Annotated in this window: 27 protein-coding genes; 10 read left to right on the top strand and 17 right to left on the bottom strand. The window is 73.7% G+C overall.

All coding sequences use genetic code 11. From position 1 onward, the window contains the following. The coding region (locus BZZ08_RS33775) for a maltotransferase domain-containing protein (protein WP_133169241.1) at positions 1 to 561 on the bottom strand (561 nt) is incomplete at its 3' end. Positions 562 to 622: 61 nt separating this feature from the next. Further along, positions 623 to 895: a DUF5133 domain-containing protein gene (locus BZZ08_RS33770; RefSeq protein ID WP_104636007.1), complete on the bottom strand. Its 273-nt coding sequence runs from the start codon at positions 893 to 895 to the stop codon at positions 623 to 625. Between the two features lie 278 nt (positions 896 to 1,173). On the opposite strand from BZZ08_RS33770, the gene BZZ08_RS33765 reads away from it, so the two are divergent. Together BZZ08_RS33765 and glgX are read left to right on the top strand one after the other, a co-directional pair. Further along, positions 1,174 to 1,689, top strand: coding sequence for a pep a2 (locus BZZ08_RS33765; RefSeq protein WP_104636006.1), 516 nt, complete (start codon positions 1,174 to 1,176; stop codon positions 1,687 to 1,689). Further along, positions 1,686 to 3,833, top strand: a complete 2,148-nt coding sequence (glgX, locus tag BZZ08_RS33760) for a glycogen debranching protein GlgX (RefSeq protein WP_104636005.1) — start codon at positions 1,686 to 1,688, stop codon at positions 3,831 to 3,833. Before BZZ08_RS33765 ends, glgX begins: the two co-directional genes overlap by 4 nt. Before the next feature lie 10 nt (positions 3,834 to 3,843). Here the strand turns inward: glgX and BZZ08_RS33755 are convergent, their stop codons facing one another. After that, complete coding sequence (locus BZZ08_RS33755) at positions 3,844 to 4,644, bottom strand: VOC family protein (RefSeq protein ID WP_198601850.1); 801 nt, start codon at positions 4,642 to 4,644, stop codon at positions 3,844 to 3,846. Between the two features lie 176 nt (positions 4,645 to 4,820). On the opposite strand from BZZ08_RS33755, the gene BZZ08_RS33750 reads away from it, so the two are divergent. Beyond that, on the top strand, positions 4,821 to 5,198 hold the full coding sequence (locus tag BZZ08_RS33750) for an ANTAR domain-containing protein (protein WP_198601849.1): 378 nt from the start codon (positions 4,821 to 4,823) through the stop codon (positions 5,196 to 5,198). On the opposite strand, the gene BZZ08_RS33745 is transcribed toward BZZ08_RS33750, so the two are convergent. Beyond that, positions 5,146 to 5,937 carry a SigB/SigF/SigG family RNA polymerase sigma factor gene (locus tag BZZ08_RS33745; RefSeq protein ID WP_104636004.1) on the bottom strand — a complete coding sequence of 264 codons (792 nt, stop codon included), beginning with the start codon at positions 5,935 to 5,937 and terminating at the stop codon, positions 5,146 to 5,148. The genes BZZ08_RS33750 and BZZ08_RS33745 overlap by 53 nt on opposite strands. 302 nt (positions 5,938 to 6,239) lie before the next feature. Between BZZ08_RS33745 and BZZ08_RS33740 the strand changes: the two genes are divergently transcribed. After that, complete coding sequence (locus BZZ08_RS33740) at positions 6,240 to 6,764, top strand: hypothetical protein (protein WP_104636003.1); 525 nt, start codon at positions 6,240 to 6,242, stop codon at positions 6,762 to 6,764. A 51-nt stretch (positions 6,765 to 6,815) separates the two neighbouring features. Here BZZ08_RS33740 and hemC read toward each other — a convergent pair whose 3' ends face one another. From hemC to BZZ08_RS33720, 4 genes are all read right to left on the bottom strand, one after another. Continuing rightward, positions 6,816 to 7,751 (bottom strand): hydroxymethylbilane synthase, encoded by a 936-nt coding sequence (hemC, locus tag BZZ08_RS33735; RefSeq protein ID WP_104636002.1) that lies wholly within the window; start codon positions 7,749 to 7,751, stop codon positions 6,816 to 6,818. Positions 7,752 to 7,825: 74 nt separating this feature from the next. Beyond that, positions 7,826 to 8,602: an NPP1 family protein gene (locus BZZ08_RS33730; RefSeq protein WP_104636001.1), complete on the bottom strand. Its 777-nt coding sequence runs from the start codon at positions 8,600 to 8,602 to the stop codon at positions 7,826 to 7,828. Between the two features lie 140 nt (positions 8,603 to 8,742). Next, positions 8,743 to 9,723 (bottom strand): ATP-dependent DNA ligase, encoded by a 981-nt coding sequence (locus BZZ08_RS33725; RefSeq protein ID WP_104636000.1) that lies wholly within the window; start codon positions 9,721 to 9,723, stop codon positions 8,743 to 8,745. A gap of 96 nt (positions 9,724 to 9,819) precedes the next feature. Then, positions 9,820 to 11,274 (bottom strand): MFS transporter, encoded by a 1,455-nt coding sequence (locus BZZ08_RS33720; protein WP_104635999.1) that lies wholly within the window; start codon positions 11,272 to 11,274, stop codon positions 9,820 to 9,822. Positions 11,275 to 11,519: 245 nt separating this feature from the next. Here BZZ08_RS33720 and BZZ08_RS33715 point away from each other — a divergent pair, with 245 nt between their 5' ends. The 4 genes from BZZ08_RS33715 to BZZ08_RS33700 all read left to right on the top strand — a co-directional run bounded on the left by BZZ08_RS33715 (position 11,520) and on the right by BZZ08_RS33700 (position 15,634). Further along, the gene (locus tag BZZ08_RS33715) at positions 11,520 to 12,179 is read left to right on the top strand and encodes a TetR/AcrR family transcriptional regulator (RefSeq protein ID WP_104636008.1); all 660 of its coding nucleotides are present in this window, start codon (positions 11,520 to 11,522) and stop codon (positions 12,177 to 12,179) included. 212 nt (positions 12,180 to 12,391) lie between these two features. After that, positions 12,392 to 12,772: a DoxX family protein gene (locus BZZ08_RS33710; protein ID WP_104635998.1), complete on the top strand. Its 381-nt coding sequence runs from the start codon at positions 12,392 to 12,394 to the stop codon at positions 12,770 to 12,772. Further along, the gene (locus tag BZZ08_RS33705; RefSeq protein ID WP_104635997.1) at positions 12,769 to 13,236 is read left to right on the top strand and encodes a peroxiredoxin; all 468 of its coding nucleotides are present in this window, start codon (positions 12,769 to 12,771) and stop codon (positions 13,234 to 13,236) included. The genes BZZ08_RS33710 and BZZ08_RS33705 overlap by 4 nt, the downstream gene beginning before the upstream one ends. Before the next feature lie 58 nt (positions 13,237 to 13,294). Further along, positions 13,295 to 15,634, top strand: a complete 2,340-nt coding sequence (locus tag BZZ08_RS33700; RefSeq protein WP_104635996.1) for a SpoIIE family protein phosphatase — start codon at positions 13,295 to 13,297, stop codon at positions 15,632 to 15,634. Between the two features lie 9 nt (positions 15,635 to 15,643). On the opposite strand, the gene BZZ08_RS33695 is transcribed toward BZZ08_RS33700, so the two are convergent. Then, positions 15,644 to 16,282: a DNA polymerase ligase N-terminal domain-containing protein gene (locus BZZ08_RS33695; RefSeq protein ID WP_104635995.1), complete on the bottom strand. Its 639-nt coding sequence runs from the start codon at positions 16,280 to 16,282 to the stop codon at positions 15,644 to 15,646. A gap of 57 nt (positions 16,283 to 16,339) precedes the next feature. Next, positions 16,340 to 17,170, bottom strand: coding sequence for an aldo/keto reductase (locus BZZ08_RS33690; RefSeq protein ID WP_104635994.1), 831 nt, complete (start codon positions 17,168 to 17,170; stop codon positions 16,340 to 16,342). Between the two features lie 112 nt (positions 17,171 to 17,282). On the opposite strand from BZZ08_RS33690, the gene BZZ08_RS33685 reads away from it, so the two are divergent. Further along, a complete protein-coding gene (locus tag BZZ08_RS33685; RefSeq protein WP_104635993.1) occupies positions 17,283 to 18,266 on the top strand; it encodes a TauD/TfdA dioxygenase family protein in 984 nt (327 codons plus the stop codon). Between the two features lie 33 nt (positions 18,267 to 18,299). Here the strand turns inward: BZZ08_RS33685 and BZZ08_RS33680 are convergent, their stop codons facing one another. The 3 genes from BZZ08_RS33680 to BZZ08_RS33670 form a co-directional block, all read right to left on the bottom strand. Next, positions 18,300 to 19,802, bottom strand: coding sequence for a metallophosphoesterase family protein (locus BZZ08_RS33680; RefSeq protein WP_104635992.1), 1,503 nt, complete (start codon positions 19,800 to 19,802; stop codon positions 18,300 to 18,302). Between the two features lie 91 nt (positions 19,803 to 19,893). Beyond that, on the bottom strand, positions 19,894 to 20,649 hold the full coding sequence (locus BZZ08_RS33675; protein ID WP_104635991.1) for a dienelactone hydrolase family protein: 756 nt from the start codon (positions 20,647 to 20,649) through the stop codon (positions 19,894 to 19,896). A gap of 51 nt (positions 20,650 to 20,700) precedes the next feature. Next, positions 20,701 to 21,321: an L-threonylcarbamoyladenylate synthase gene (locus tag BZZ08_RS33670; RefSeq protein ID WP_059302929.1), complete on the bottom strand. Its 621-nt coding sequence runs from the start codon at positions 21,319 to 21,321 to the stop codon at positions 20,701 to 20,703. Between the two features lie 147 nt (positions 21,322 to 21,468). Between BZZ08_RS33670 and BZZ08_RS33665 the strand changes: the two genes are divergently transcribed. Then, on the top strand, positions 21,469 to 23,001 hold the full coding sequence (locus tag BZZ08_RS33665; protein ID WP_104635990.1) for a helix-turn-helix domain-containing protein: 1,533 nt from the start codon (positions 21,469 to 21,471) through the stop codon (positions 22,999 to 23,001). 117 nt (positions 23,002 to 23,118) lie between these two features. Here the strand turns inward: BZZ08_RS33665 and BZZ08_RS33660 are convergent, their stop codons facing one another. From BZZ08_RS33660 to BZZ08_RS33645, 4 genes are all read right to left on the bottom strand, one after another. Next, the gene (locus tag BZZ08_RS33660) at positions 23,119 to 24,159 is read right to left on the bottom strand and encodes an NAD(P)-dependent alcohol dehydrogenase (RefSeq protein WP_104635989.1); all 1,041 of its coding nucleotides are present in this window, start codon (positions 24,157 to 24,159) and stop codon (positions 23,119 to 23,121) included. Between the two features lie 46 nt (positions 24,160 to 24,205). After that, entirely contained in the window at positions 24,206 to 24,997 is a 792-nt protein-coding gene (locus BZZ08_RS33655) for an SDR family NAD(P)-dependent oxidoreductase (protein ID WP_104635988.1), read from the bottom strand. Between the two features lie 10 nt (positions 24,998 to 25,007). Further along, positions 25,008 to 25,676: a TetR/AcrR family transcriptional regulator gene (locus tag BZZ08_RS33650; protein ID WP_198601848.1), complete on the bottom strand. Its 669-nt coding sequence runs from the start codon at positions 25,674 to 25,676 to the stop codon at positions 25,008 to 25,010. Positions 25,677 to 25,779: 103 nt separating this feature from the next. After that, the coding region (locus BZZ08_RS33645) for a fructosamine kinase family protein (protein WP_157953362.1) at positions 25,780 to 26,328 on the bottom strand (549 nt) is incomplete at its 5' end.

Below are 26,328 nucleotides of genomic sequence, written 5' to 3'. Positions count from 1 at the left end.
GGAGGTGACCAGGTCCCGCAGGGGGTGGCGGGCCAGGACCGCGTCCACCCGGGGCGTCAACGCCGCCGCCAGCCGGGTGGCCACGGGCAGCGTGTCGTCGAGCAGGGTCGCCGCCGCGGCCAGCACCACCGCCCGCCCCGCTTCCTTCGGTACCCCCGCGGCGGCCCGCCGGTACAGCTCGGCCCCCTCTTCGAGCACGAGGCCGGCGTCGATGCCGGCCGGGACCTTGATCCGCGCGGTGTGCCGCCAGGTGGCGACGGGGTCGCTCCACGCCTCCACCCGGTACGTCCAGTTGCCCGGTGCGCCCGGGGTGACCTCGGCGCCCCAGCGGTCGCTGCCCGGGGCCAGCTCCCGCATCGGCGTCCAGGGGCCCGGCCGGCCCTCGGGGTCCTTCAGCACGACGTTGGCGGCCACCGCGTCGTGCCCCTCCCGGAACACGGTGGCGGTGACCTCGAACGTCTCTCCCGTCACCGCCTTCGCCGGACGCCTGCCGTGATCCACCACCGGCTGGACGTCCCGGACCGGGATACGTCCGATCCCCACGGTCGCGCTCATCCGCATCTCACCTCCGCCGTGCTTCGGGGCCGGGCGCGGGCCCGGCAGATTGGTTGGGCCGATCGGGTCAGGCCGCGCCCGAGGGGGCCTTGTGGCCCGACGGGGCGAGCCGCCCCGGCTGCTCCTGCGCATGGGTGACCAGGTTCGTCCGCAGATACCTTTCGGCGGCGTCTGCGGCCTCGCGTGCGCACCGCTTGCCCATCAGCACGCAGAGCGTGTAACCGGAGTCCTCGAAGGTGGTCCGGACGATGACGTCCGTGGGGGACGCCAGCATCGAACGTTCCCAGGCGCGGTAATGCCGCAGCTGCCGGGCGACTTCGCTCTTCGCGGGGAGCAGCATGGCCGGTCACCTTCCGGACGGTCCGGTGATACGGACGATCGAGTTCTTCACACATGGTGCACGGGTGGTGACGCGCCGTCTTGTTGGATCTTCAACTGCTTCCCGTTGCCCGCTCCGGCCCGGATTCCGGCCTCCGAACCGCTCGTGTTGCACGAATGGACTACCGCTCCCACTCTGGAGTGACTCAGAAGCGATCAGCGCTCACGCTTCGTGATCGGGGAGCCCGTCCCCCAAGGGACGAGGAGGAGCGAGAGCTTTCGCGGTGAGGAGCCACGACGATGAAGACCGCAGTGCCCTGCTACTACCACCTCGACGTGGAAGTGAGCCCGGAACGGGTCGGACAGGTCAGGCGCATCCTGGCCGCTCACCTCCGGTTCTGGAACCTGGAGAACCTCGTCGAGCCCGTCTGCTCGGGCGCCGAGATGCTGCTCCGGGCGATCGACGAGCACGCCAGCGACAAGAACACGTCGATCGAGATGTGGTGGAACCACCAGCACCTCATCACGGCCGTGGGCGGCAACGACCAGGCGCTCCGGGTCGACCAGGACCTGCGCACCTGTCTGCAGCACCTCGCCGCCAACAGCGACGGCTGGGGCTGCTGCGCCACCGACACCGGGGCGAAGGTCATCTGGTTCTCGCGCCGCGCCCGCGCCGGCGAACGCGTCCCGCTGGTGGCGAGGGCGCCCGAACCGATCACGCAGGAGGGGCTGGACGTGCCGCGAGAGATCATGCCGGTGGCCCGGGTGGCCGGCTGGGCACGTACGCGCGACGGCGTTCTGGAGGAGGCCCGGTGACCCGCGCCAGGCCGAAGTGGAAGGGGTCGCCCGTGTGGAGCGGGCACCCCTACCCCCTGGGGGCCGCGTACGACGGACAGGGCACCAACTTCGCCCTGTTCAGCGAGGTCGCCGAGCGGGTCGACCTCGTGCTCGTCGACGACGACGGCACCCACAGCAGCATCCCGCTGCCCGACGTCGACGGCTTCGTCTGGCACTGCTACCTGCCCGGCGTCGGTCCGGGGCAGCGCTACGGCTACCGGGTCCACGGCCCGTGGGCCCCGGCCGTCGGCCACCGCTGCAACCCGGCGAAGCTGCTCCTCGACCCCTACACCCGCGCCGTGGACGGGCTGGTGGACAACCACGCCTCCCTCTTCGAGCGCGCCAGGGGCAAGGCCGACCCGGGCGACAGCGCCGGGCACACCATGCTCGGCGTGGTCACCGACCCCTTCTTCGACTGGGGCGACGACCGCCCGCCCCGGCGCCCGTACTCGGAGAGCGTCATCTACGAGGCCCACGTCCGGGGCCTCAGCCGCACCCACCCCGACGTGCCCGAGGAGCTGCGCGGCACCTACGCGGGCCTCGCGCACCCGGCGGTCGTGGACCACCTGACGTCCCTCGGCGTGACCGCCGTGGAACTGATGCCGGTGCACCAGTTCGTCCACGACGGAGTGCTCCAGGACCGGGGCCTGTCCAACTACTGGGGCTACAACACCATCGGCTTCTTCGCGCCGCACAACGGCTACGCCGCCCTCGGCACCCGCGGCCAGCAGGTCACCGAGTTCAAGTCGATGGTCAAGACCCTGCACGAGGCCGGCCTCGAAGTGATCCTCGACGTCGTCTACAACCACACCGCCGAGGGCAACGAGAAGGGCCCCACCCTCTCCTTCCGCGGCATCGACAACGCCTCCTACTACCGCCTGGTGGACGGCGACTGGCAGCACTACTACGACACCACCGGCACCGGCAACAGCCTGCTGATGCGCCACCCCTACGTGCTCCAGCTCATCATGGACTCGCTGCGCTACTGGGTCACCGAGATGCACGTCGACGGCTTCCGCTTCGACCTCGCGGCCACCCTGGCCCGGCAGTTCCACGAGGTGGACCGGCTGTCCGCGTTCTTCGACCTCATCCAGCAGGACCCGGTGATCAGCCGCGTCAAGCTGATCGCCGAGCCCTGGGACGTCGGCGAGGGCGGCTACCAGGTGGGCAACTTCCCGCAGCTGTGGTCGGAGTGGAACGGCAAGTACCGCGACGCCGTACGGGACTTCTGGCGCGCCGGGGAGCACACGCTCGGCGAGTTCGCCTCGCGGCTGACCGGCTCCTCCGACCTGTACCAGCACAGCCGCCGCCGCCCCCGCGCCAGCGTCAACTTCGTCACCGCCCACGACGGGTTCACGCTGCGCGACCTCGTCTCGTACAACGACAAGCACAACGAGGCCAACGGCGAGGACAACCGGGACGGCGAGAGCCACAACCGCTCCTGGAACTGCGGCGTCGAGGGCGACACCGGGGACCCGGCCGTGCGGGAACTGCGCGGCCGCCAACAGCGCAACTTCCTGGCCACGCTCCTGCTCTCGCAGGGCATCCCGATGATCTGCCACGGCGACGAACTCGGCCGCACCCAGCGCGGCAACAACAACGCCTACTGCCAGGACAACGAGATCTCCTGGATCGACTGGCGGCTCGGCGACGAGCAGCGCGCGCTGCTGGACTTCGCCCGGCGCCTGATCGCGCTGCGCGCCGACCACCCGGTGCTGCGCCGGCGCCGCTTCTTCCGCGGGGAGACCCTCACGCACGCGGACCAGCCGCTGCCCGACCTGGTGTGGCTGCTGCCCGACGCGCGGGAGATGACCGACGACGACTGGCAGCGCTCCGACGCGCACACCGTCGGCGTCTTCCTCAACGGCGACGCCATCGCCGAACCCGACCCCCGCGGCCAACCCGTGGTCGACGACTCCTTCCTGCTGCTGCTCAACAGCCACTGGGAGCCGGTCCACTTCCGGCTGCCCGGCGCCGCCTACGGGGAACGCTGGACGGCCCTGGTCGACACCGCCGACCCCGAGGGCGTGCCCGACGAGGCCGAGCACAAGGCGGGCACCCGGCTCACCGTCGAGCAGCGCAGCCTCGTGCTGCTCTCCCGGCCCTCCCGCACCGGCCGGTGAGCCGGTGAGGTCAGCTGCCGAGGCGGCGCGCGGTCACCGTGAACTGCGCGCCGTCGGCGTCCCGGAGTACCGCCTCGTCCGCACCCAGGGACAGCACGCTGCCGCCGTGCCGCTCCGCGGCGCGGGCGCAGGCCGCGACGTCCTCGACCGCGAAGTGGACCTGCCAGTGCGGCCGGACGGCGGGGTCGGGAGCCGCCCCCAGCGCCCCCGACTCGATGCGGGCCACGACCTCGCCCTCGTGGCGCAGGACCACCTCGTCACCCTCGTACCGGACCTCGCAGCCCTGCCCGGACGCCCACTCGAAGATCTCGCCGTAGAAGATCGCGGCGTCGAAGGCGTCCCGGGTGTGCAGCCGGATGAAGGCGGGACGCTTGGTGCGCCAGGCGTCCCAGTCCGAGAACAGCTCGCCCTCCCAGATGCCGAACGTCGCGCCGTCCCGGTCGGCGAGCAGGGCCGCCCGCCCCGGCGGCAGGGAGATCGGCCCGACCGCGGCGGTGCCGCCGCGCTCCTGCGCCCGCGACACCGCCTCGTCCGCGCTGCGCACGGCGAAGTACGGCGTCCAGGCCACCGCCATCTGCCACATCGCGGCGACGGCGGCGATCCCGGCGACCGGCACCCCGTCGGCCAGGGCGATCCGGAACGGCTCGCCCAGCCGGACGGGCCGCCACCGCCAGCCCAGCACGGCGGAGTAGAAGTCCTCGGTGGCCTTCAGATCACGGCTGGTGAGACTCACCCAGCAGGGGGACCCGTACACGGAGTGCGTGGACAGGAGGCTCTCCCCGCGGGTGGAGGAGGTGGTGTCGTGGTTCATGGCAGTCGTGTCCTGGTCTCGTCCACCGGCAGCCACCGGCTCCACACCAGTGTCCGGCCGGGAGTGCGGCGGGCGCCTGGCGAGTACCCCGCACAGGGCGCCGAAACGGTGGCGCGCCCGCCCCGGACGGCCCAGTGGCGCGGCGGCACCGGGCTGGCGAGGATGGAGGCCCGGAGGTGACCGTGCCCCCCACCGACGTGTGCCCGGGCCCGGGCCCGGGCCCGGATTCCGACCCGGACCAGATCTTCCGGCTGCAGGAGCAGGTCCGGCAGCTCAAGGAGGCGGTCGTCTCGCACGCCGTCGTCGATCAGGCCATCGGGGTGGTCATCGCCCTCGGCGGGGTGACACCGGACGAGGGGTGGATCGTCCTGAAGGAAGTTTCCCAGCATACGAACATCAAACTCCGCAATGTGGCGGAAACGATACTCATCTGGGGGCGCACCGGAGTGATGCCACCGGAGATCCTGGCCGCCTTGGAGGACCGCCTGGGGCGGCCCGCGCTCAGCGGGCGTCCGCCAGGATCTCCTCGCGTATCCGGTCGAAACAGCCGGTGAGCAGCCGGGAGACGTGCATCTGGGAGATGCCGAGCTGCTGCGCGATGCGGCTCTGGGTCATCCCTCCGAAGAAGCGCAGGTAGAGGATGGTGCGCTCGCGCTCGGGCAGCGCCTCCAGACAGGGCCGGACGGCCACCCGGTCGACCACCGCGTCGAAGGCGGGATCGGGGCCGCCCAGCGCGTCACCGAGGGCGTACCCGTCGGTGCCGGGCATCTCCGCCTCCAGCGACAGGGCCGAGAAGCACTCCAGGGCCTCCATGCCGGTACGCACCTCGGCCGTGGTCAGCTGCGCGTGCTCGGCGATCTCCTCGACGGTCGGGGCGCGCCCCGGCGTGGTCTGCGCCAGTTCCTTCGCCGACCTGCGGACCCGGTTGCGCAGGTCCTGGATGCGGCGCGGCACGTGCAGCGTCCACATGTGGTCGCGGAAGTGCCGTTTGATCTCGCCGGTGACGGTCGGCACCGCGTACGCCTCGAAGGCGTGGCCCCGCCCGGGGTCGTAGTGGTCGACGGCCTTGACCAGGCCGAGGGCCGCCACCTGATAGAGATCCTCCAGGTTCTCGCCGCGGCCCCGGAAGCGGACGGCGATCCGCTCCGCCATGGGCAGCCAGACCCGGATCAGTTCGTCCCGCAGCGCCTTGCGCTCCGGTCCCTCGGGCAGCCCGGCGAGCCGGTCGAACGCCGCGGCCGTGTCGGGGGCGTCGTCGTGCGGGTGGGGCTGGGTTCTGCCGGCGACACGCATCGCGCGCACCTCCCTCAGCAGGGGTGCTGGCAAGTCCCCGTATATATGGATACTGAGCGCGAATGCCCCGAACGGCCACTCGAACGGCTGCGTACCGGTGACCGGGCGGCCGCCCGGTCGCGGGACGTGATGTGCGGCACGCTCCCGGTGATCGCGCGGACCGGCGCCGGCGGATCGTCCCTGCGCAGCGCTTGATCGCCGACCCAAAGGGACGAATCCCCTGGCCACAGCGCATTCCGCTCATTTGACAGTGCGCTGAGCGTGCGGATAGGAAGCAGCGTCGAGAGGTCGAGAGGGGCACCGTGTACGAGCCGAACGTGGTCGGGGACTGGCAGGAGTACGACGAGCACGCCGGCCTGCGGGTCCGTGTCCACGGTCTTGAGCCGGCCGAGCCGCCGCGTGGCCGCGACGACGCCGCCGAGGGGCTGACGTACTTCCGGGTCCGGGTGACCGTCGAGAACCGGGGCGGGCGGCACCTCGGCATCCACCTGGAGGACGGCCAGATCGACGTGCGGACCGGACCCGACGGGGAGAGCGCCTTCCTGGACTGGCGCAACTCCCAGTTCATCGAGGGCTTCGACGTCTACCCGCTGCGCCGGGCCACGGCCGTGCTCTACGCGGCCGGCCCGGAGGCGAGTCTGAACCAGGTGGACGTGCAGGTGCAGCTGAGGGTGGACGAGGAGTGGGCCGACCGCCGGCTCTGGAGCGGCGCCCTCGGGCTGCCCGACGGCGCCGACGCCACCCCGTGCGGCGGGGTGCGGGACGAGGGCCTCGCGCACCAGGTGAGCGCGTTCCTGCGGGGCCAGTCGGAGGAGGGCCCGGCCTGATCCGCCGGGCGGCCGCCCTCAGCGCTCCGCCCTCGACGCACGACGCCGCCCTCAGTGCGCGATGCCGTCGATGATCTCCCGGGCGCCCTGCCGCAGCAGGGCCACCGCGACCGAGGTGCCCAGCGTCGCCGGGTCGAGCCGGCCGGCCCACTCGTGGGCGTTCAGCCGGACCTTGCCGTCCGGGGTGAACACGCAGGCCCGCAGGGAGAGCTCACCGCCGCGGTCCACGCGGGCGAGCCCGGCGATCGGGCTGTTGCAGTGCCCTTGCAGGACGTGCAGGAACATCCGCTCCGCCGTCGCCTCCCGGTGCGTCGCGGGGTGGCCGAGGCCGCTCACCGCGTCGATCAGACCCTGGTCCTGCTCCCGGCACTGCAGGGCGAGGATGCCCGCGCCGATCGGCGGCATCATCGTCTCGGGGGAGAGGACCTCGCTGATCACGTCGCTCCGGCCGATGCGCTCCAGGCCGGAGACCGCGAGCAGCAGCGCGTCCGCGTCCCCCGCGGCGAGCTTCGCCAGGCGCCGGTTGGCGTTGCCGCGGAAGGGCACGCACCGCAGGTGCGGGTGGGTGGCGGCCAGCTGGGCGACACGGCGCACCGAGGACGTGCCGACGCGCGTCCCCTCCGGCAGTTCGTCCAGGGTGAGCCCGTCCGGGTGGACCAGCGCGTCCCGTACGTCGTCCCGCTCCAGGAACGCGGCGAACACCGTGCCGGCGGGCAGCGGCCGGTCGGCGGGCACGTCCTTGACGCAGTGCACCGCGAGATCGGCCTCGCCCGACAGCAGGGCGGCGTCGACCTCCTTGGTGAACGCCCCCTTGCCCTCCACCTGCGACAGATCACCGAGCCACTTGTCGCCGGTGGTCTTCACCGGGACGACCTCGGTGCGCACGCCGGGGTGGAGGGCCGCCAGCTCGGCCCGGACGCGTTCGACCTGAGCCAGCGCCATGGGGGAGTCGCGGGAGACGATGCGGATGAGCTCGGGGACGGACATGCGGACACGATAGTGCGCGCGGGGGCGTCCATGGGGCGCGGTTCGCCCGACCGGCCCCACCCTTTCCGTCGGCCTCAGGCGTTCGGGTCGAAGGGGATGCCGGACGGCTTGGCGGCGGCCAGGTGGGAGGCGAAGCTGCCGTCCTTGAGGCCGAAGTTGGCACTGCCGAAGTCGTAGGCGCTCAGTTTCTCGCGCAGACCCGCCGGATAGCCGTTCCAGCCCACGAGGGCCGGGTACTGCCAGGTGCCCTGGTGGTTCTCCGGCGGCTCGTCGCCCGAGGTCGCCAGGCGGAAGCAGTGGGTGCTGATGCCGTCCTTGTGGTAGACGATCTTCGGATGGGTGCCGTCGAAGCGGACGGCCGACCGCTCGTGCACGCTGAACGAGCCGTGGTTGGACGTCGACACGTACCGCACGGTGCCGTCCCGCACCCACACCACCACGTGCTCCCAGTCGTGCCGGTGGCCGCCGAGGCCGGTGCCGGGCAGGGCCTGGTCCTTCTCGAAGTAGAGCCCGTACATGTAGGCGCACCAGCCGTTGTCGCACTTGGCGCGCGAGTAGCCGTTGGTGTTGTCCAGGTCGACGGCGTCGCGGCAGTTGCCGTTGAGCGCGCCGGTCGGGTTCAGTCCGCCGTTGACCGCTCCGTCGGCGCCGATGGCCGGTGTGGGGTAGCAGCCGTCGGTGTCGTAGTCGTAGGCGGGCTGGTACGCCCGCTCCAGGCTGTCGGCGTTGCCGGGCAGCCCCGGCGGCGGGGCGGCGAACGCGGTGGCGGGGAAGGCGAGGACGAGGGCGAGGGCACCGAGCGGTACGGTGAGCCATCTCCTGCGGGGCGTTCGGGCGGTACGCGGCGGCATCGCGTCCTCCTCAGGCTGGGCAGCCCAACGGCTGTGGGGGGAAGGGGAGTTCAGGTTCCCGTCTTTTCCCTCCCGCGCCAAGGGTGCACAGGCGTCCCCGCGGTGAAGGCCGGACCAACATCCGACCCGGCGTCACACGCTCACACCAGGTCGTCCGGAAGGTCCGCGGCCGACTCCTCGGGCGCCAGGTCCGGGCGGAGCCTGAGCCAGGACGGCTGGCGCAGCATGCCCTCCCGGGTGCGCGTGCTGTAGCGGACCTCGCCGACCAGCCGGGGCACGACCCAGCGCGCCCCCGGCACCCGCGGCACCGGGTCGAAGGGGCAGACGTCACTCGCGGCGGTCGCCAGCAGCGCGGCCAGCTCGGCGCGCTCGCCCGCGCTCCAGCCGGTGCCGACCCCGCCGACGTAGCGCAGCCGGCCCGCGGCGCGCTGGCCGACCAGGACGGCACCGGGCAGGCCACCGAGCCGCCCCCTGCCGGGCAGCCAGCCGCCGACCACGACGTCCTCGCTGCGCATGTTGCGGATCTTGATCCAGGCCCGGGAGCGGACGCCGGGCTCGTACACCGAGTCCAGCCGCTTGCAGACCAGCCCCTCCAGGCCGTGCTCGCGGGTGGCCCGCAGGGCCTGTTCGCCGTGCCCGACCAGGGCGGCCGGGGTCGACCACGACGGCCCGCCGAGACCGAGGTCCGTCAGCCGCTCACGGCGGCCGGTGTAGGGCAGGCGCAGCAGGGAGCGTCCGGCCAGGTGGAGGGCGTCGAACAGCACCAGGTGGACGGGGACCTTCGCCGCCCGGTGCGCGGCCCGGCCGGGGGCGTGCGCGAGGCCCATCCGGGACTGGAGCAACTGGAAGTCGGCGCGGCCCCGTTCGTCCAGGGCCAGCACCTCGCCGTCCAGCACGGCGGGGGTCGTGCCCAGCGCGGTGGCGAGCGGCGCCAGCTCCGGATAGGCGGCGGTGATGTCCTGGCCGGAGCGGGCGCGCAGCAGGAGGCTCCCGTCGCCGGGCAGGTAGACCACCACGCGCTGCCCGTCCTGCTTGGTCTCGTAGGCCCAGCGCGCGTCCTGTCCGGCGGACGGCAGGGCGCCGGGGGTGGCGAGCATCGGAGGGATCAGCGGCAGCTCCACGGGTCAGTACTCGACCCGCCCGGGCGCCCTCACGCGCGTCGCCCGCCAGGTTCGCCTGAACGGCGCCGGTCCCGGGCCGGACCGGCGCCCTCGCGGTCAGCGCACGGAGGCGGCCTCCGTGGCGGCACCGTCGGCCGGTGCGGGGTCCGCCGCCGGGCCGGCCGGGCGGTGCCGGGGGACGAAGGACGCGATGGCGGCGGCCAGCAGGGCCGCGCCGGCGCCGATGGCCATGACCACCTTGAACGCGTTCTCGGACGGCAGGGCGAAGCCGCCCAGGTCGATGGTCAGCTGGGCCAGGATCACACCGGCGATGGCACTGGCGACCGAGGTGCCCAGGGACCGCATGAGGGTGTTGAGGCTGTTCGCGGCGGCCGTCTCGCTCGCCGGCACCGCGCCCATGATCAACGACGGCATGGCGCCGTAGGCGAAGCCGATGCCCGCGCTGATGACGCAGGAGACCAGGACCAGGTGCCAGACCTCGGTCATCAGCACGATGTTCAGGCCGTAGCCGGCCGCCACGATCAGGGCGCCGATCATCAGCGTCACCTTCGGACCCCTGGACTTGGAGACCTTCGCGGAGACCGGGGCGAACGCCATCATCACCAGACCGGACGGCGCCATCACGAGACCCGTGGTCAGCAGGGAGCGGCCGAGCCCGTAACCGGTGGCCTCGGGCAACTGCAGCAGCTGCGGAAGGACCAGGGACATCGCGAACATTGAGAAGCCGATGGCGACGGACGCCAGGTTGGTGAACAGCACCTGGCGGCGGGCGGTGGTGCGCAGGTCCACCAGGGGCTCCGGGGTGTGCAGCTCCCACCAGCCCCAGACCAGCAGGATCACCACGGCCGCCGCGAACAGGCCGAGGGTGGTGGCCGAGGACCAGCCCCAGTCGCCGCCCTTGGAGATGGCCAGCAGCAGGCTCGCGAGACCGGCGGCCATGCCGATGCCGCCGAGCAGGTCGAAGCGGCCGCCGGTGCGCACCGCCGACTCGGGCACCAGCGTCAGCACCAGCACCAGGGAGACGGCACCGAGCGCGCCGGAGAGCCAGAACAGCATGTGCCAGTCGAGCTTGTCCGCGATCAGCGCCGCGGCGGGCAGGCCGAGCGCGCCGCCGACCCCGAGGGAGGCGCTCATCACCGCGGTGGCGCCGGCCAGCCGCTCAACGGGCAGTTCGTCGCGCATGATGCTGATGCCGAGCGGGATCACGGCGGCGGACAGGCCCTGCAGGGCGCGTCCGGCGACCATCGGGACCAGCGCGTCGCTCAGTCCGCAGACCACCGAGCCGGCGATCAGCAGTACCAGGCTGAGCAGCAGCATCCGCCGCTTGCCGAACATGTCGCCGAGCCGGCCGACGACCGGGGTGGCCACCGCGGAGGCGAGCAGCGTGGCGGTCACCGCCCAGGCCGCGTCCGAGGCCGGCGCGTCCAGGAGCTTGGGCAGCTCCGGGATGATCGGGATGACCAGGGTCTGCATCAGCGCGACGACGATCCCGGCCAGGGCCAGTACCGCCACCACGGCGTTCGGCCGTGGTGAGGCGGGGGAAGCGGGCATGGAGGAGCCTTTCGGGCGACGCGTCTTGCGACGGGCGTGGGAAACCGGAGCGCGGACCTTTAAGTCAGTCGCTTGAAGTATCGTACGGGGTGTGGAGGGCGAACGCCCGTCCGGGCCGGGCGGCGACCCGGTGCCGCCGCGCCGTAGGCTTTCCTGACGACCCGCCGTACGTCGGCGGACCTGCGACGACTCGAGGGACTGGTCGTCGCGGGCGGTGAGGAGAGAGTCCCGGCGCGGTGGTGGTCATGGCGGGCAGGACGGTCCGGACGGAACAGGTCAGCGCGACCCGGCAGCTGATCCTGACCACCGCTGAGCGGCTGTTCGCCGAGCACGGGGTGTACGCGGTCTCCAACCGTCAGGTCAGCGAGGCCGCCGGACAGGGCAACAACGCGGCGGTCGGCTACCACTTCGGCACGAAGGCGGACCTGGTCCGGGCCATCGTGCGGCGCCACTCGGAACCCGTCGAGGAACTGCGCGCCCGGCAGGTCGCCGCCCTCGGCGACTCGGCCGACCTGCGCGACTGGGTGGACTGCCTGGTCCGTCCCCAGTTCGACCACCTGGCGGCGCTGGGCACCAGTCCCACCTGGTACGCCCGGTTCTGCGCCCAGGTCATGACCGACCCCGCGCTGCGGCAGATCATGATCGAGGAGTCCCGGGCGTCGGTCTCGCTGCGGGCGATCATCGAGGGCCGCAACCGGTGCATGCCCGCGCTGCCGGACGAGGTCCGCGCGGAGCGGGGCGACATGGCCCGCCACCTCATTGTGCACACCGCGGAGGAGCGCGAGCGGGCGCTGGCCGAGAACCGCCCCACCCCGCGGGCCAGCTGGCAGGACGCGGCCGACGGGCTCGTGGACGCGATCGTGGGCATGTGGCTGGCGCCCGTCACGCCCCGGGGCGGGGGATGACGGGCGCCCGGTGAGGCCCTGGCCGCGCAGAGGGCCACCCGGCGCGTCGCATCCCGGCCGCGCCGACCCGTGCCCGGCGGCCGGCGGGCAGCGGATCGACGCGCGCCGGCACGACGTCCGCGCGGCGCCCGCAACCGCCGGGCGTGAACCGTTCGCCACCCGGTTCTTACCGTCGAGTAATATCGCGCGGCAGGCCCCCCTGAGGAGGAACCGTGTCACGGTCCGAACGCTCACCCCTGCTGCTCGCCGGCCTGCTGGCCACCGCGGGCGTCGCCCATTTCGCCCGGCCCCGCCTCTTCGACGCCACCGTGCCGCGCTCCCTGCCGGGCACGCCCCGGGCCTGGACGTACGCCAGCGGCGTCGCCGAACTCGCGCTGGCCGCCGGACTCGCCGTGCCGCGCACCCGCAGGGCCGCCGCGCTGACCGCCGCCGCCTTCTTCGTCGGGGTGTTCCCCGCCAACGTCAAGATGGCCTGGGACTGGCGGCACCGCCCCGCCCCGCAGAAGGCCGCCGCGCTCGGACGGCTGCCCGTGCAGGTGCCGCTCGTGCTGTGGGCCCGCGCCGTCGCCCAGGGTGGCGGGGGCCGGTCATGAGCGCGCTCCCCGCCGTGGGCGACACCGTCGAGGACTTCACGCTGCCGGACGAGACCGGCACCCCGCGCCGCCTGTCCGAACTGCTCGCCGACGGCCCGGTCGTCCTGTTCTTCTACCCCGCGGCCCTGACCACCGGCTGCACCGCGGAGGCCTGCCACTTCCGCGACCTCGCCGCCGAGTTCGCCGCGGCCGGCGCCCGGCCCGTCGGCGTCAGCGGAGATGCCGTCGAACGCCAGCAGGAGTTCGCCGGGCGCCACACACTCGGCATGCCGCTGCTGTCCGACGCCGACGGCACGGTCCGGGAGCGGTTCGGGGTGAAGCGGGGCTTCAGCCTGGCTCCCACCAAGCGGGTCACCTTCGTCATCGGGCAGGACCGCACCCTGCTGGAGGTCGTCCGCAGCGAACTCAGGATGAACACCCACGCCGACCGCGCCCTCGCCGCGCTCCGCGCTCACCGGGGCTAGGGGCGCGCCCCGCTTCCCGCGGTTGAAACCCGGGCACAAAGGGTCAATCCTGGACGCTATGGAGCACGTCTCCGCCATGGCGACCCTGGATGTCCACGGCACGGTGACGGGCTGGAGCGAAGGCGCCCGCCGGCTGACCGGTTACCCCGCCGAGGAGGCCGTGGGACGGGCCGCCCGGGAGCTGCTGGCCGAGGACGTGCCGACGGACTCCCTGACCGAGCTGTCCGGCACCGTACGCGTGCGGCACCGGGACGGCACCCCCGTCGCCCTCCACCTGCGGGCCTGCGCCCTGACGGGCCCGGACGGGGGGCCGGCCGGTCACGCCGTCACCGTCGAACCCCCCGGCGGGCGGACCTCGACGGCGGAGCTGGCCTTCGAGCAGGCGGCCGTGTCGATGTCCGTCTTCGACACCCGCCAGCACTACCTGCGGCTCAACGACGCGGCCTGCCAGGTGATGGGCGTACCGGAAGAGGCCCTGCTCGGCCGCTACTTCTCCGACTCCGTCGAGGACGCCGAGCACAGCCAGGGGTTCCTGAGCCACCTCCGCCAGGTCGCCGAGACGGGCCGGCCGGTCCGCTACGAGAGCTTCACGGGGGCACCCGCCCTGAACCGCGACCACGCCTGGACCACCGAGATGTGGCCCGTGCGGGACGCCTCCGGCGAACTGCTGGGCACCGCCCTCGCGGCCTTCGACAGCACCGAGCAGTACTGGGCCCGGGAGCGGCTGGTCCTGCTGAACAGGGCGGCAGCCGCCATCGGCACCACACTGGACCTGGTGCGCACCGCCGAGGAACTGGTCGAGGCGGTGGTGCCCCGGTTCGCCGACTTCGCCAGTGTCGACCTGCTCGAATGGGTCCTGGACGCGGAGGAGTCCCCGACGGTGTCCGACGAGGAGGTGGAGCTGCGCCGAGTCGCCCACGGCTCCCTCAGCGAGGGCACCCCGGAGGCCGCCGTGCACCTGGGGCAGGTGGACGTCCACCCCGCCCTCTCGCCGCCCGCACGGGCGCTGCGGGAAGGCCGGGTGTTCGTCAGCCAGGCGGGCGAGCCGTCCTTCATGCGCTGGGTCGCCGAGCGCAACGCGCGCGCCCCGGCGGGACGCCCCTACCGCACGGGCGCGCACTCGATGATGGCGGTGCCCCTGCGGGCCCGCGGCATCACCCTGGGCGTCGCGGTGGCCGTGCGCATGGAACAGCCGGACGCGTACGGCACCGAGGACGCCGTGTTCGCCGAGGAACTCGCCAGCAGGGCGGCGGTCTGCATCGACAACGCCCGCCGCTTCGCCCGCGAGCGTTCCACCGCCCTGGCGCTCCAGCGCAGCCTGCTGCCCAGGGGCCTGCCCGGACAGGCGGCGCTCGAGGTGGCCCACCGCTATCTGCCCTCCGTGTCGGCGGCCGGCATCGGCGGCGACTGGTTCGACGTGATCCCGCTGTCCGGCAGCCGGGTCGCCCTGGTCGTCGGCGATGTCGTCGGCCACGGCATCGCGCCCACCGCGACCATGGGCCGCCTCTGCACGGCCGTCCGCACCCTCGCCGACGTCGACCTGCCCCCCGACGAACTGCTCACCCACCTCGACGACCTCGTCACGCACCTGGCCGCGGGCGACGACACGGGCGACGACGTCGCGGAACTCGGGGCCACCTGCCTGTACGCCGTCTACGACCCCGTCTCCCGCTGCCTGTCCCTGGCCGCGGCCGGGCACCCCGCGCCTGCCCTCGTCCTGCCCGACGGCACCACCCGGCTCGTCCCGATGACCGCGGGCCCGCCGCTCGGTGTGGGGGGACTGCCGTTCGAGGCGTCCGAGCTGGAACTGCCCGAGGGCTCCGTCGTCGCCCTCTACACCGACGGCCTCGTCGAGGACCGCGACCGCGACGTCGACCACGCCACCGCGGAACTGTGCCGCGCGCTGACCGCGCCCGCGAACTCGCTCGACGCCCTGTGCGACACCGTGCTCAAGGCCGTGATGCCGGCGCAGCCCAGTGACGACGTGGCGCTGCTGCTGGCCCGCACCCGGGCACTGGGCACGGACCAGATACGGACCTGGGACATCGTGGCGGACCCGGCGCACGTCGCCGCCACCCGGCAGTCCGTCACGGAGCAGCTGACCCGCTGGGGCCTGGACGAGACGGCCTTCGTCACCGAACTCGTCGTCAGCGAACTGGTCACCAACGCGATCCGGTACGGCGAGCCGCCCATCCAGCTCCGCCTCATCCGCGACACCGCCCTCATCTGCGAGGTGTCCGACGCCAGCTCCACCTCACCGCACCTGCGGCGCGCCCACGCCTACGACGAGGGCGGCCGCGGGCTGCTCCTGGTGGCCCAGCTCACCCAGCGCTGGGGCAGCAGGCAGACGGGCAGCGGCAAGACCATCTGGGCCGAACAGCCGCTGCCCGCGGAGTGAACCGCCCGCCTACCCCCGGCCGTCCTCCGCCGCCACCCGCGCCAGCGTGCGGCCGGTGCGCGCGGACCGGGCCCGCCGGGGGTCCGGGGTGCCGTGCCCGCGCCCGCCGCCGGCCGTCTTCACCAGCAGCCACGCCGCGTCCTCACCGCCGCCGTCCGGGCCGCCGCGGAACCGGGTCAGCGCGTACTCGCCGCGCAGCTTCGCGCCGTGCAGCCGGAACCTGGCGTGTCCGTGCGCCAGCGACTCGGCGAAGTCGACCGGACGCCCCCGGCGGTCGTGGCTCAGCGGCTCGTAGGTGCCGCGGTCCCACACGATGACCGTGCCGCCCCCGTACTCACCCGCCGGGATCACGCCCTCGAACTCCTCGTACTCCAGCGGGTGGTCCTCCGTCGGCACCGCGAGCCGCTTGTCGCGCGGGTCCGCCGACGGTCCCTTCGGCACCGACCAGGACTTCAGCACGTCGGCCACCTGCAGCCGGAAGTCGAAGTGCAGGGTGCTCGCGTCGTGGATCTGCACGACGAAGCGCGGTTGCCCGCCGTCCCCGGAGGCCGCGCCCTCGCCGGACGTGCCCGGTCCCGCGGGCTCCTTGGTCCGGCCGAAGTCCCGTTTGCCGTGGTAGGCCCGCAGGCCGTCGCCCTCGCCGTCCACCTGTCGCTCCTCCCGGACAGATCCCCGAACCTCGCCGACCCCGGCCGGGTACCCCGCTCAGAACTCCTCGTGCACCTCCGGGTCGCCGCCGATCCGCCGGTGCGCGCGGTCCGCCACCGCGCGCATCTGGGCGGCGTCCAGCTCGAAGCCGAAGACGTCCAGATTCGCCCGCTGCCGCGCCGGGTCGGCGGACTTCGGGACGGGCACCGCGCCCAGCTGGGTGTGCCAGCGCAGGACCGCCTGGGCGGGCGTCACACCGTGCGCCTCGGCGACCGCGGCGACGGCGGGATCGTCCAGCAGGTCGCTGCCCCGGCCCAGCGGGCTCCAGCTCTCGGTCCGGATGCCCTTGCGCTCGTGGAAGGCGCGCAGCTCGTCCTGCGGGAAGAGCGGGTGCAGCTCGATCTGGTTGACGGACGGCAGGACACCCGTCTCCTGCTCCAGCCGCTCGATGTGCTCCGCCGTGAAGTTGGAGACGCCCACCGAACGCACGAGACCCTCCTCGCGCAGCTTGACCATGGCCTTCCAGGAGTCGACGTACTTGTCCACACGCGGCAGCGGCCAGTGGATCAGGTACAGGTCGACGTACTCCACCCCGAGGCGGACGCGGGACTCCTCGAACGAGGCGAGCGTCTCCTCGTAACCGTGGTGCCGGCCGGGCAGCTTGGTCGTCACCACGATCTCCTCGCGGGGGAGACCGGCGGAGGCGACCCCGCGGCCGACGCCGGTCTCGTTGCGGTAGTTCGTCGCCGTGTCGATCAGGCGGTACCCCGCCCGGAGGGCCTCGCGGACCGCCCGCTCGGCCTCCTCGTCCGTCATCGGCCAGGTGCCCAGGCCCAGGGCGGGGAGCGGGCTGCCGTCGTTGAGCGTGTACGCCGGGATGCTGATCACCGTGGGACCTTTCCTCGACTGTGCGCGGCGGTGCGCCGCCCGTCCAGCCTCGCCCACTCGGGGACCGGTGATCAACCGGACGGCGCGGCGGAGGATCTGCCACGATCTCCGCATGACGACGGACAGGACGGACCGCGCGAAGGACACGGCGGCGGACAGCACGACGGGAATCGAGGTGGCACCCGTCGCCGGGCACATCGGCGCCGAGATCCGCGGCGTCGACCTCGCGGCGGGCCTCGACGCCGCACAGGTCGCCGCGGTCCGGGCGGCCGTACTGCGCTGGAAGGTGGTGTTCTTCCGCGACCAGCGCCTCGACCACGCCGGACACGTCGCGTTCGCCCGGCTCTTCGGCGAACCGGTCGTCCTGCCCCGGCGCGGCAAGGCGTCACCGGCCGGCTTCCCGGAGGTCGAGACGACCGCCGACCGGCTGGAGCTGGGCGGACGGTTCGGGATGGAGCACGACGAGTGGCTGCGGCGCAGGCGCCACACGCTGCTGCGCGGCTGGCACTGCGACCACGGCGCCCGCGTCGACCCGCCGGCGGCCACGATCCTGCGCGCCGAGACGGTGCCCCCCTACGGCGGCGACACCACCTGGGCGAACCTCGCCGCCGCCTACGCCGGACTGTCCGCCCCGCTGCGCGCCTTCGTCGACACCCTGCGCGCCGAACACCGCCTCGGCGTCGGCTACCAGCCCCGGCCCGGCGACGACGCCTACGTCCGGCACCTGATGGACCACCAGACCGCGACCGTGCACCCGCTGGTCCGGGTCCACCCGGAGACGGGGGAGCGGGTGCTGTACGTCAACGGCTACTACGTCGAGCAGATCACCGGGCTCTCCCGCCCCGAGAGCGCGGCGATCCTGGAACTCCTCGTCGAGCAGGCCACCCGCCCCGAGTACACCGTCCGCTTCCGCTGGGAGCCCGGCAGCGTCGCCTTCTGGGACAACCGCGCCACCATCCACCTCGCCCCCGGCGACCACGCCCACCTCGACCGGCCCAGGACCATGCACCGGGTGATGCTCACCGGCGACGTACCGGTGGGCGTCGACGGCTCCCCGTCCGAGCCGGTCGTCGGCAGCGAGGCGGGCCGCTGGTGAGACGGGGTCCCCGAGCGGCGGGCCGGGCGCCGGTCACCCCAGCGGGATCGTCACCTCGTCCTCGACCGGCGGGTCCTCCTCCTGCGCGCGGTTGCCGGTGGCGGCGTAACAACGCAGCCTGACCGCCTCCGGCGTCACGTCCAGGCGCAGGAAGCACTTGAAGAAGGGCGGGCTGTAGGTCGCCGAACCCGGCGAGAACACCGACGTGTAGACCTTGCGCACCGGCAGCCGGAACCGCTTGCGGCGCTCGGGCCGCCGCGCGGTGCCGAGCAGCCCGGCCACCAGGCGGGTGCGCCGGGTGACCCGTGCGCCGTCGCCCGGGGCGCGGCCGGTGCGGATGCCGAGGCGTTCGGCGATCACGGCCGTCGCCTCGGCCTCCGTGAGGGTGAAGAAGCGGCGCAGCCGCAGCCGGCGGCCGTACAGCGCGCTGTAGAAGGCGAGCGAGTCGCCGCGCAGCGGATAGGAACGGAAGTCGTCCTCGGTGACACCGGCCACCGAGACGCGCGGGATGGTGTGGGTGGCGTGCATGAACGCACCCCCGCCGCCCGCGACGACGTACTGCACGGTGCGGCCGCCCACGTCGACCGGATAGCGCTGGTAGTTGTGGATGTCACCGCCGATCGCCGCGACGTAGTGGTGGGCGGGGTCGCGCACGATGTCGTCGACGGTGCCGCCGCCCTCGATGGCGCACGGGTGGTGCTCGCCGTCCACGTACAGGGGCGAGCCGGTGACGAGGATCTTCGGCCGGTCTCCCGCCGACACCTCGCGCAGCCAGGCGCCCTGCTCCGCGTCGATGGTGCCCAGCAGCCCCGTGTCGATGCCGACGATCCGCACCGGACCGGCGTCGACGGCCCAGTACGGTCCGGGCTGGACGGCCTGCTGGGCGGGGTCCGAACGCAGCTTGCGCGCCTCGTCCAGGTGCCGGCCGTCGTCCGGGCGCGGCCGGTGCCACAACAGGGACCGCAGCCACGCCGCAGTGAACGGGCGCGGCCTTCGTTCCGGCGGCAGGGGCTCGGCGTCGTCGCAGAAGACGCGCATGAAGGCGCCGAGGTCCTCGTACCAGTCGTGGTTGCCCGGTATCGCGTAGACGGGCGCCGGGTAGTCGCGGTAGGGACGGAAGAACTTCGTGCCGTAGTCGTCGGCACTGCCCACCGGGTAGATCACATCGCTCGCGAGGACCGCGAACCGGGTGTCCCGGCCCGCCTTCAACAGCCCCGGCACGACGGCGTACTGGGGGTCGTCGCCCTCGCCCGTGTCACCGATGACCAGGAAGGAGAACCGGTCGGGGTCGTCGCGCCCGATCACCTTGTCGGCCGGTGCCCCGGCCGCCGCGCGCCGCGCCACCCAGCGGGAGCGGGTGCGGCCCGTGGGATCACCGAACCAGGAGGCCAGCACGCCGTTGCGGGCGGCCCACAGCGTACTCGGGTTCAGCCAGGACAGCTTCTCGGTACGCCCGGGCATGAGCGCTCGGTAGGCGCCGGGCTCGGCGGAGCCCCAGCCGGCGCCTTCGGCGGAATCGCGTGAGGAGTTGGACACCCGGGCACGGTAACAACGCACGGACCGGGGACCGGAGAGGGGGAGGACCGCCAACTCCGGCCCACCGGTGGCCGTTTCGCGGCGAACGGGGTCAGAACGTCCGCTTCAGGAGGCCGAGCAGCGCGTCCCAGTGGCGTTCCGCCGCCTGCTCGTCGTACGCGGAGGTGTCGGCCTGGGTGTAGCCGTGCAGCGCTCCCGCGTAGACCTCGCAGCGGTGGGTCACGCCCGCCGCGGTCAGGGCCGCCTCCAGCCGCTCCTGCTGCTCGGCGGGCATGCCCGGGTCCCGGTCCGCGTGGGCGAAGTACGCCTCGGCGGTGAGGTCCCCGGCCACAAGGTGCGGGCTGCGCGGTCCGTCCGACGCCAGGTTCCCGCCGTGGAACCCGGCGACCGCGGCGACCCGGTCGGGGTAGGTGCCGGCGGTGCGCAGGGCGAGCCCGGCGCCCATGCAGTAGCCGGTCACCGCGACCGGTCCGTCGGCCGCCTGCGGCGCCCGGGCCAGCCACTCCAGGTAGGCGCGCGCGTCCCGCATCGCCCGGTCCGGGGTCAACGACTTCCTGAAAGGGTCGAGCCGCCGGAAGATCTCCGGCCGCTCCTTCGGGCCGATGAACTCGGGCAGCTCCACGACGGGCGCCCGCCCGCCGCGGTGGAAGACGTTCGGCACCAGGACGGTGTACCCGGCAGCGGCCAGCCGGTCCGCCATGGCGCACAGGGACGGGCGAAGCCCGAAGGCGTCCATGTACAGCAGGACCGCGGGACGCGGTCCCCCGCCGGCCGGGTGGGTCAGATAGGCATCGGCGGTGCCGTCGCCGGTGGCGATGTCGACGGCGGTTCCCGCGGTGGCGGTCATGGTGTGGCTTGCCTCTCTCTCGGCTTCTGCGGTCCGGCGGCGGACGCCTCGCTACTCGAACCGGGTCGTGTCGCCCGCGCCCCGCCGCACGATCTCCGCCTCGCCGCCGGAGAAGTCGACGACCGTCGTCGGCTCGGTGCCGCAGTCCCCGGAGTCGACGACCGCGTCCAGCACGTGGTCGAGCCGGTCCTTGATCTCCCAGCCCTGGGTCATCGGCTCCTCCTCGTCGGGCAGCAACAGCGTGCTGGACAGCAGCGGTTCACCGAGTTCGGTCAGCAGGGCCTGGGTGACGACGTGGTCGGGGATGCGCACGCCCACCGTCTTCTTCTTGGGGTGCTGGAGCGCGCGCGGCACCTCCCGCGTCGCGGGCAGGATGAAGGTGTAACTGCCGGGCGTCGACGCCTTGATCGCCCGGAACACGTCGTTGTCGATCTGCACGAACTGCCCAAGCTGCGCGAAGTCCTGGCAGACAAGGGTGAAGTGGTGCCGGTTGTCCAGGTGGCGGATCGACCTGATGCGGTCGATGCCGTCGCGGCTGCCCAGTCGGCAGCCCAGCGCGTAGCAGGAGTCCGTCGGGTACGCGATCAGCGCACCGGACCGGACGCTGTCGGCGACCTGGGCGATGCTGCGCGGCTGGGGGTTGTCGGGGTGCACGTCGAAGTACTTCGCCATTCACCGAGCTTATGCCCGCTCGCCCGCCCCGCCCGACAGGCCCGGCGCGCTCCCGCCACCGCCGCCGGAGGGGGACCCGCGCACAGAGCCATGAGGTAACGTCCCCGGCCTGGGCCGGGGACGGGGCGAGAGGAGGAGAAGGCCGACGTGGCGGGCCGAGAGGACGACGGACGACAGCGGACGTCCGGGGCCGGTGAGCACGCGGGATGGGCGCGGGAACTGCTCGAGCACCTGCGTCCGGCCGGACGCGACCTGAACCGGGTCGTGGCCTGGCTCGCGGACACCGCGCACGCGACCGTCTCGTTGCAGGACGGCACCGGCCGGCTGCTGGCCGGCACCCCGGTGCCCCTGGACGAGGCCCTGGTCGCCGACGTCACCTCGGGCCGGATCGCGTCCGCCGCGCTGGAGGACCGGGGCCGCCATCTGCGGCTCGTGCGCGTGGAGCGGTCCCGCCCGGCGCCCGCCGCCGTCCTCGCGGTGGCCCGCGCCCGGCCTTTCGACCGGCGCGTCTTCGACATCGTCACGCACGCCGCCCAGGTGCTGGAGCTGCTGCTGGCCGGCCACGAGTCGACCGCGGCCGGACACCGGCTGCGGCGGGCCACCTCCGACCTGCGCCTGGCCATCCTGCAACTGCTGATGGTGGAGGACACCGTCTCGGCCCGCCGCGTGGCCGCCGGACTCTGGCCCGGACTCCTCGACACCGACACGGCGTGCGTGTACGTCGTGGAGAGCAGCCCCGCCGAACGGGACCGGCTGGCCGAGGAGTGCCTGTCGGCGACGGGGGAGCGGGCGCTGGTCGTGCGGTGCCCGGCGGTGGACGGTCACGTCATCGTGCTCGCCCCGCGCGACCGGGCCGGGCAGGAGCTGTGCTCGCTGGTCGGCCGCCGCCCCGGCGTGTACGTCGGCGGCAGCGCCCGGCAGGTCCTCGCCCGCACCGCGGCCGCCTACGGACAGGCCGTCAGCGCCCTGGCCGTGGCCCGGTTCCGCCCGGAGAAGGCGGCCCTGTACGCCGAGCGGACCCGCCCCGAGCGGCTGATGGACCCGGCGCGGCTGCACGACTGGACGGCCGCGGTACTGAGCCCGCTGGACCGCCTGTCGCACCACACGCGCGCCGAGCTGCTCGCCACGACCCGGCTCGGCCTCGAGTTCACCGCCGTCAACACGGCCAAGATCCTCGGCGTCAGCCGCAACACGGTCCGCGCCCGCATGGACCGGGTCGAGTCGCTGCTGCGCACGGACTTCGCCGACCTGACCGTCCGGGCCGCCGTCCACCTGGCGCTGAACGCCCAGGTGGGCCTCGTCGAACCCCCGCCGGGCGCCGGCGCACGGGGGACCGGTGCCGCCCGGCTCGCCGACCTGCTGTCCGGGCCCGCGCTGCGCACCTGGGCCGTCGGCCTGCTCGGCCGCCTCGACCAGGACGGCCGGGACCTGCGGCGCAGCCTGCGTACCTGGATCGCCGTGGGCGGCAACGCCGAGCGCGCCGCGCAGAAGCTCGGCATGCACGCGCAGACCGTGCGCGAGCACGTCCGCAGCTGCGAACCGGTCCTCGAACGCCAGCTGCTCGCCGCCGGCAGCGACCTGTACGAGGTCGTGCTGGCCCACCTGGCGGCCGGTGACCTCCTCCCGCCGGTCCTGCGTGGGACGAAACCGGGCCATCCGGACTCACCTGTGCACGAGTGAGTCCCGAGGGCCCGGCAGCGGGCACCGGCACGATTCACAACGGCGGACCCGTCCACGTAGGTTCGACGCGACGGGGGCACGACCGGAACGGGGGACCGGTCGCGCCCCCTCTGCCCGTCAGCCGTGCGGCAGGATCACCGCGCGGCCGTTGACCTTGCCCTCGTGGAGGCGCTCGTAGGCGAGCGGGGCGTCGTCCAGGGAGTACGTCTCGGTGTGCACCGACACGGCACCCGAGCGGGCCAGGTTCAGCACCTCGATCAGCTCGCTGCGGCTGCCCCAGTACGGGGCGTTGACCGACACCTCGAACGGCAGCATGCCGAACCCGACGGGCAGCGAGCCGCCGCCGATGCCGACCAGGGTGACATCGCCCTCGACGGCGGCGACGGCTCCGGCGGTCTTGACCGTGGGTGCCACGCCGACGAAGTCGAAGACGGCCTCGGCGCCGAGACCGCCGGTGATCTCGCGCACCGCGTCCGCGGCCTTCGCGTCCGACAGCACCGCCTCGTGCGCGCCCACCGCGCGGGCGAGGCGCAGCTTCTCCTCGCTGACGTCCAGGGCGACGACCCGGGCGGACGTCAGGGCGCGCAGCAGCTGGATGGCGACGTGGCCGAGACCACCGGTGCCGATGACCACCGCGGTCGAGCCGGGAACCAGCTTCGGCAGCGACCGCTTGATCGCGTGGTACGGCGTCAGTCCGGCGTCGGTGAGGGGCACCGCCGCGACCGGGTCGAGCCCGTCCAGCGGGACCAGGTGCCGGGGGTCGTCGACGAGCAGGTACTCGGCCATGGAACCGGGGCGCCCGAGTCCCGGCGGGCGGATGCCCAGCTCGTCGGCGCGCAGGCAGTAGTTCTCCTTGCCCTCCGCGCACTTGGCGCAGGTGCCGCAGCCCCAGGGCCCGTACACGGCGACCGCGTCGCCCTCGGCGAGCCCGGTCACCCCGGCGCCGAGCGCGGCCACGGTGCCGACGCCCTCGTGGCCGAGGGTGAGCGGCAGCTCGTAGGGGAAGCCCTCGGCGGGCCAGCCCATCACCGCGATGTCGGAGTGGCAGACCCCGGCCGCGGTCACCTTCAACAGCACCTGGCCGGGGCCCGGTTCCGGGTCCGGGACCGTGACGACCTCGGGTGCGGCCCCGATGGTGCGGTACTGCAGTGCCTTCATGGTCGAACTCCTTTGTTCTCTCTCCCCCGGGACGGGTGAGCGCCGGTCAGACGGCGGTGTAGGCGCCGTCGACCAGGTGGTAGCTGCCGGCGACGAAGGACGCGCGGTCCGACAGCAGGAAGGCGATCAGCTCGGCGACCTCCTCGGCGTGTCCGAGGCGACCGGCCGGGTGCAGGGCGACCAGGCCGTTGTAGGCGGCCTCGTCCATGGTCTTCAGCAGCGGGGTGTCGATGAAGCCCGGGCCGACCGCGTTGATCCGGATGCCCCGGGCGGCGTACTCGGCGGCGGCCGCCTTGGTCAGCCCGACCACGCCGTGCTTGGCGGCGACGTAGGCGGGGGAGCCGGCGAAGCCGACCGAGCCGAGGATGGAGGCGACGTTGACGATGGCGCCGCCCTGGCCGGCCGCCTCGATGGCGGGCAGTTCGTAGCGCATCGAGTAGAAGACGCCGTCGAGGTTGGTGTGCACGACGCGCTGGTAGGCCTCCACGTCGTACTCCCCGGTCGGGGCGCTGGGGCCGCCGATGCCGGCGTTGTTGACCGCGAGGTCCAGCGAGCCGTACGTGTCGACGGTGAACCCGACGGCCGCCTCGACGGACGCCGGACGGGTGACGTCCAGCTCGACGGCGGCGGCCTCGACGCCCTCGGCCCGCAGCTCGGCGGCGGCCTTCTCGGCGCCCTCGGCGTTGTAGTCGGCGACGACGACCCGGGCGCCGCCGGCGCCGAGCCGGCGGGCGGTGGCCAGGCCGATGCCGGAGGCGGCGCCGGTGACGAGGGCGGCACGTCCGGCGAACTCGGCGGCGTACTCGATGGTGGCGGGAGAGGTGGGGGAGGTGCTCATGGTGCTGTTCTCACTCTTCGGTGGTGGTGCTGTCGGGGGTCGCGGCCGCGGCCTCCGAGGTCAGGGCGTCGTAGGCCCGCTCCACGAGGGCGGCGAGGTCTGCGGCTCCCGAGTTCCCCTCACCGCCGCGCGCCCACAGGCGCAGGGCGGCGATCAGGACTCCGGCGGCGGCGTCGACGACGGCGGCCGGGCGCACGTCCCGGGCGTCGTCGCTGCCCAGCCGGCCGGCGACGATGCGGATCGACTCCTCCTGGGCGTCGACCCGGATGCGCTGGTAGGCGGCGAACAGTTCGGGCTCGGTGTCGGCCAGGGCCAGCAGGCGGCGCATCCGCGGACGCACGTGCCACGCCGGGTCCTCCCGGTCGGCCAGCCAGGCCCGCACGGCCCGGCGATAGGCCAGCAGGGGCGGCTCCTCGGCGGGGCGGGACCGCAGCAGCGCGTTGATCCGGTCGCCGTCCCGGCGGACGAAGTCGAGCGCCGCGTCCGCCTTCCCGGCGAAGTGCCGGCTGAACGTGCGGCGCGTGACGTCCGCGCGCTCGGCGATCGCCTCCACCGTGGTCGCCGCCGACCCGCGCTCCAGGATGAGGTCGCAGGCGGCGGTGGCCAGCGCGTCGCGGGTCCGGCGCGCCTTGCGCTGCCGCCGGTCCTCGGTGGCGGGGGAGGGCTTCGTTGCCGTCATGCCTCCGAGCGTACACCTGGAAATGTCCCCATGGGACATGTGGCTCGGTGGGACATGTGACTCGTTGGGACATCACTCGGAGGGCCGGACCGCCGTCCCCTGCTCACCCGAGGTGCCGCAGCGCCGCCCGGGCCTCCGTGAGGGCCTGCTCGGCGTAGCCGCGGCCGAACAGCACGGCGTGCACGAGCAGGGGGAAGAGCTGGTGCACGCCGACGCGGTCGGTCCAGCCGCCGGCGAGCGGCGCGGTCTCCTGGTAGCCGGCCAGGATCCGTTCCAGCTGCGGACAGCCGAAGAGGCGCAGCATCGCCAGGTCGGTCTCCCGGTGCCCGCCGTGCGCGGCCGGGTCGATCAGGTGGACGTGCCCGTCGGCGCCCCACAGCACGTTGCCGTTCCACAGGTCCCCGTGCAGCCGGGCCGGCGGCTCCGCGGGCCCCGCCAGCTCCGGCAGCCGCTCGCAGACCCGCTCGACGTCGGCCGCCTCGGCCGCCCGGAGGGTGCCGGCGTCGACCGCGCGGCGCAGATACGGCAGCACGCGGTGCGCGGCGTACCAGCCGGGCCAGTCCTCTCCGGGGACGTTGCGCATCGGGGCCCGCCCGATGTACGCCTCCTCGGGCCCGCCGGGCGGCGCGGCCCCGAACGCCGGTGCCCCGGC

It is taken from the genome of Streptomyces sp. MH60 (genome assembly GCF_002939385.1).
In the GTDB taxonomy this organism is placed as follows: Bacteria; Actinomycetota; Actinomycetes; order Streptomycetales; family Streptomycetaceae; genus Streptomyces.
This window is presented reverse-complemented; position numbering and strand designations above follow the sequence as displayed.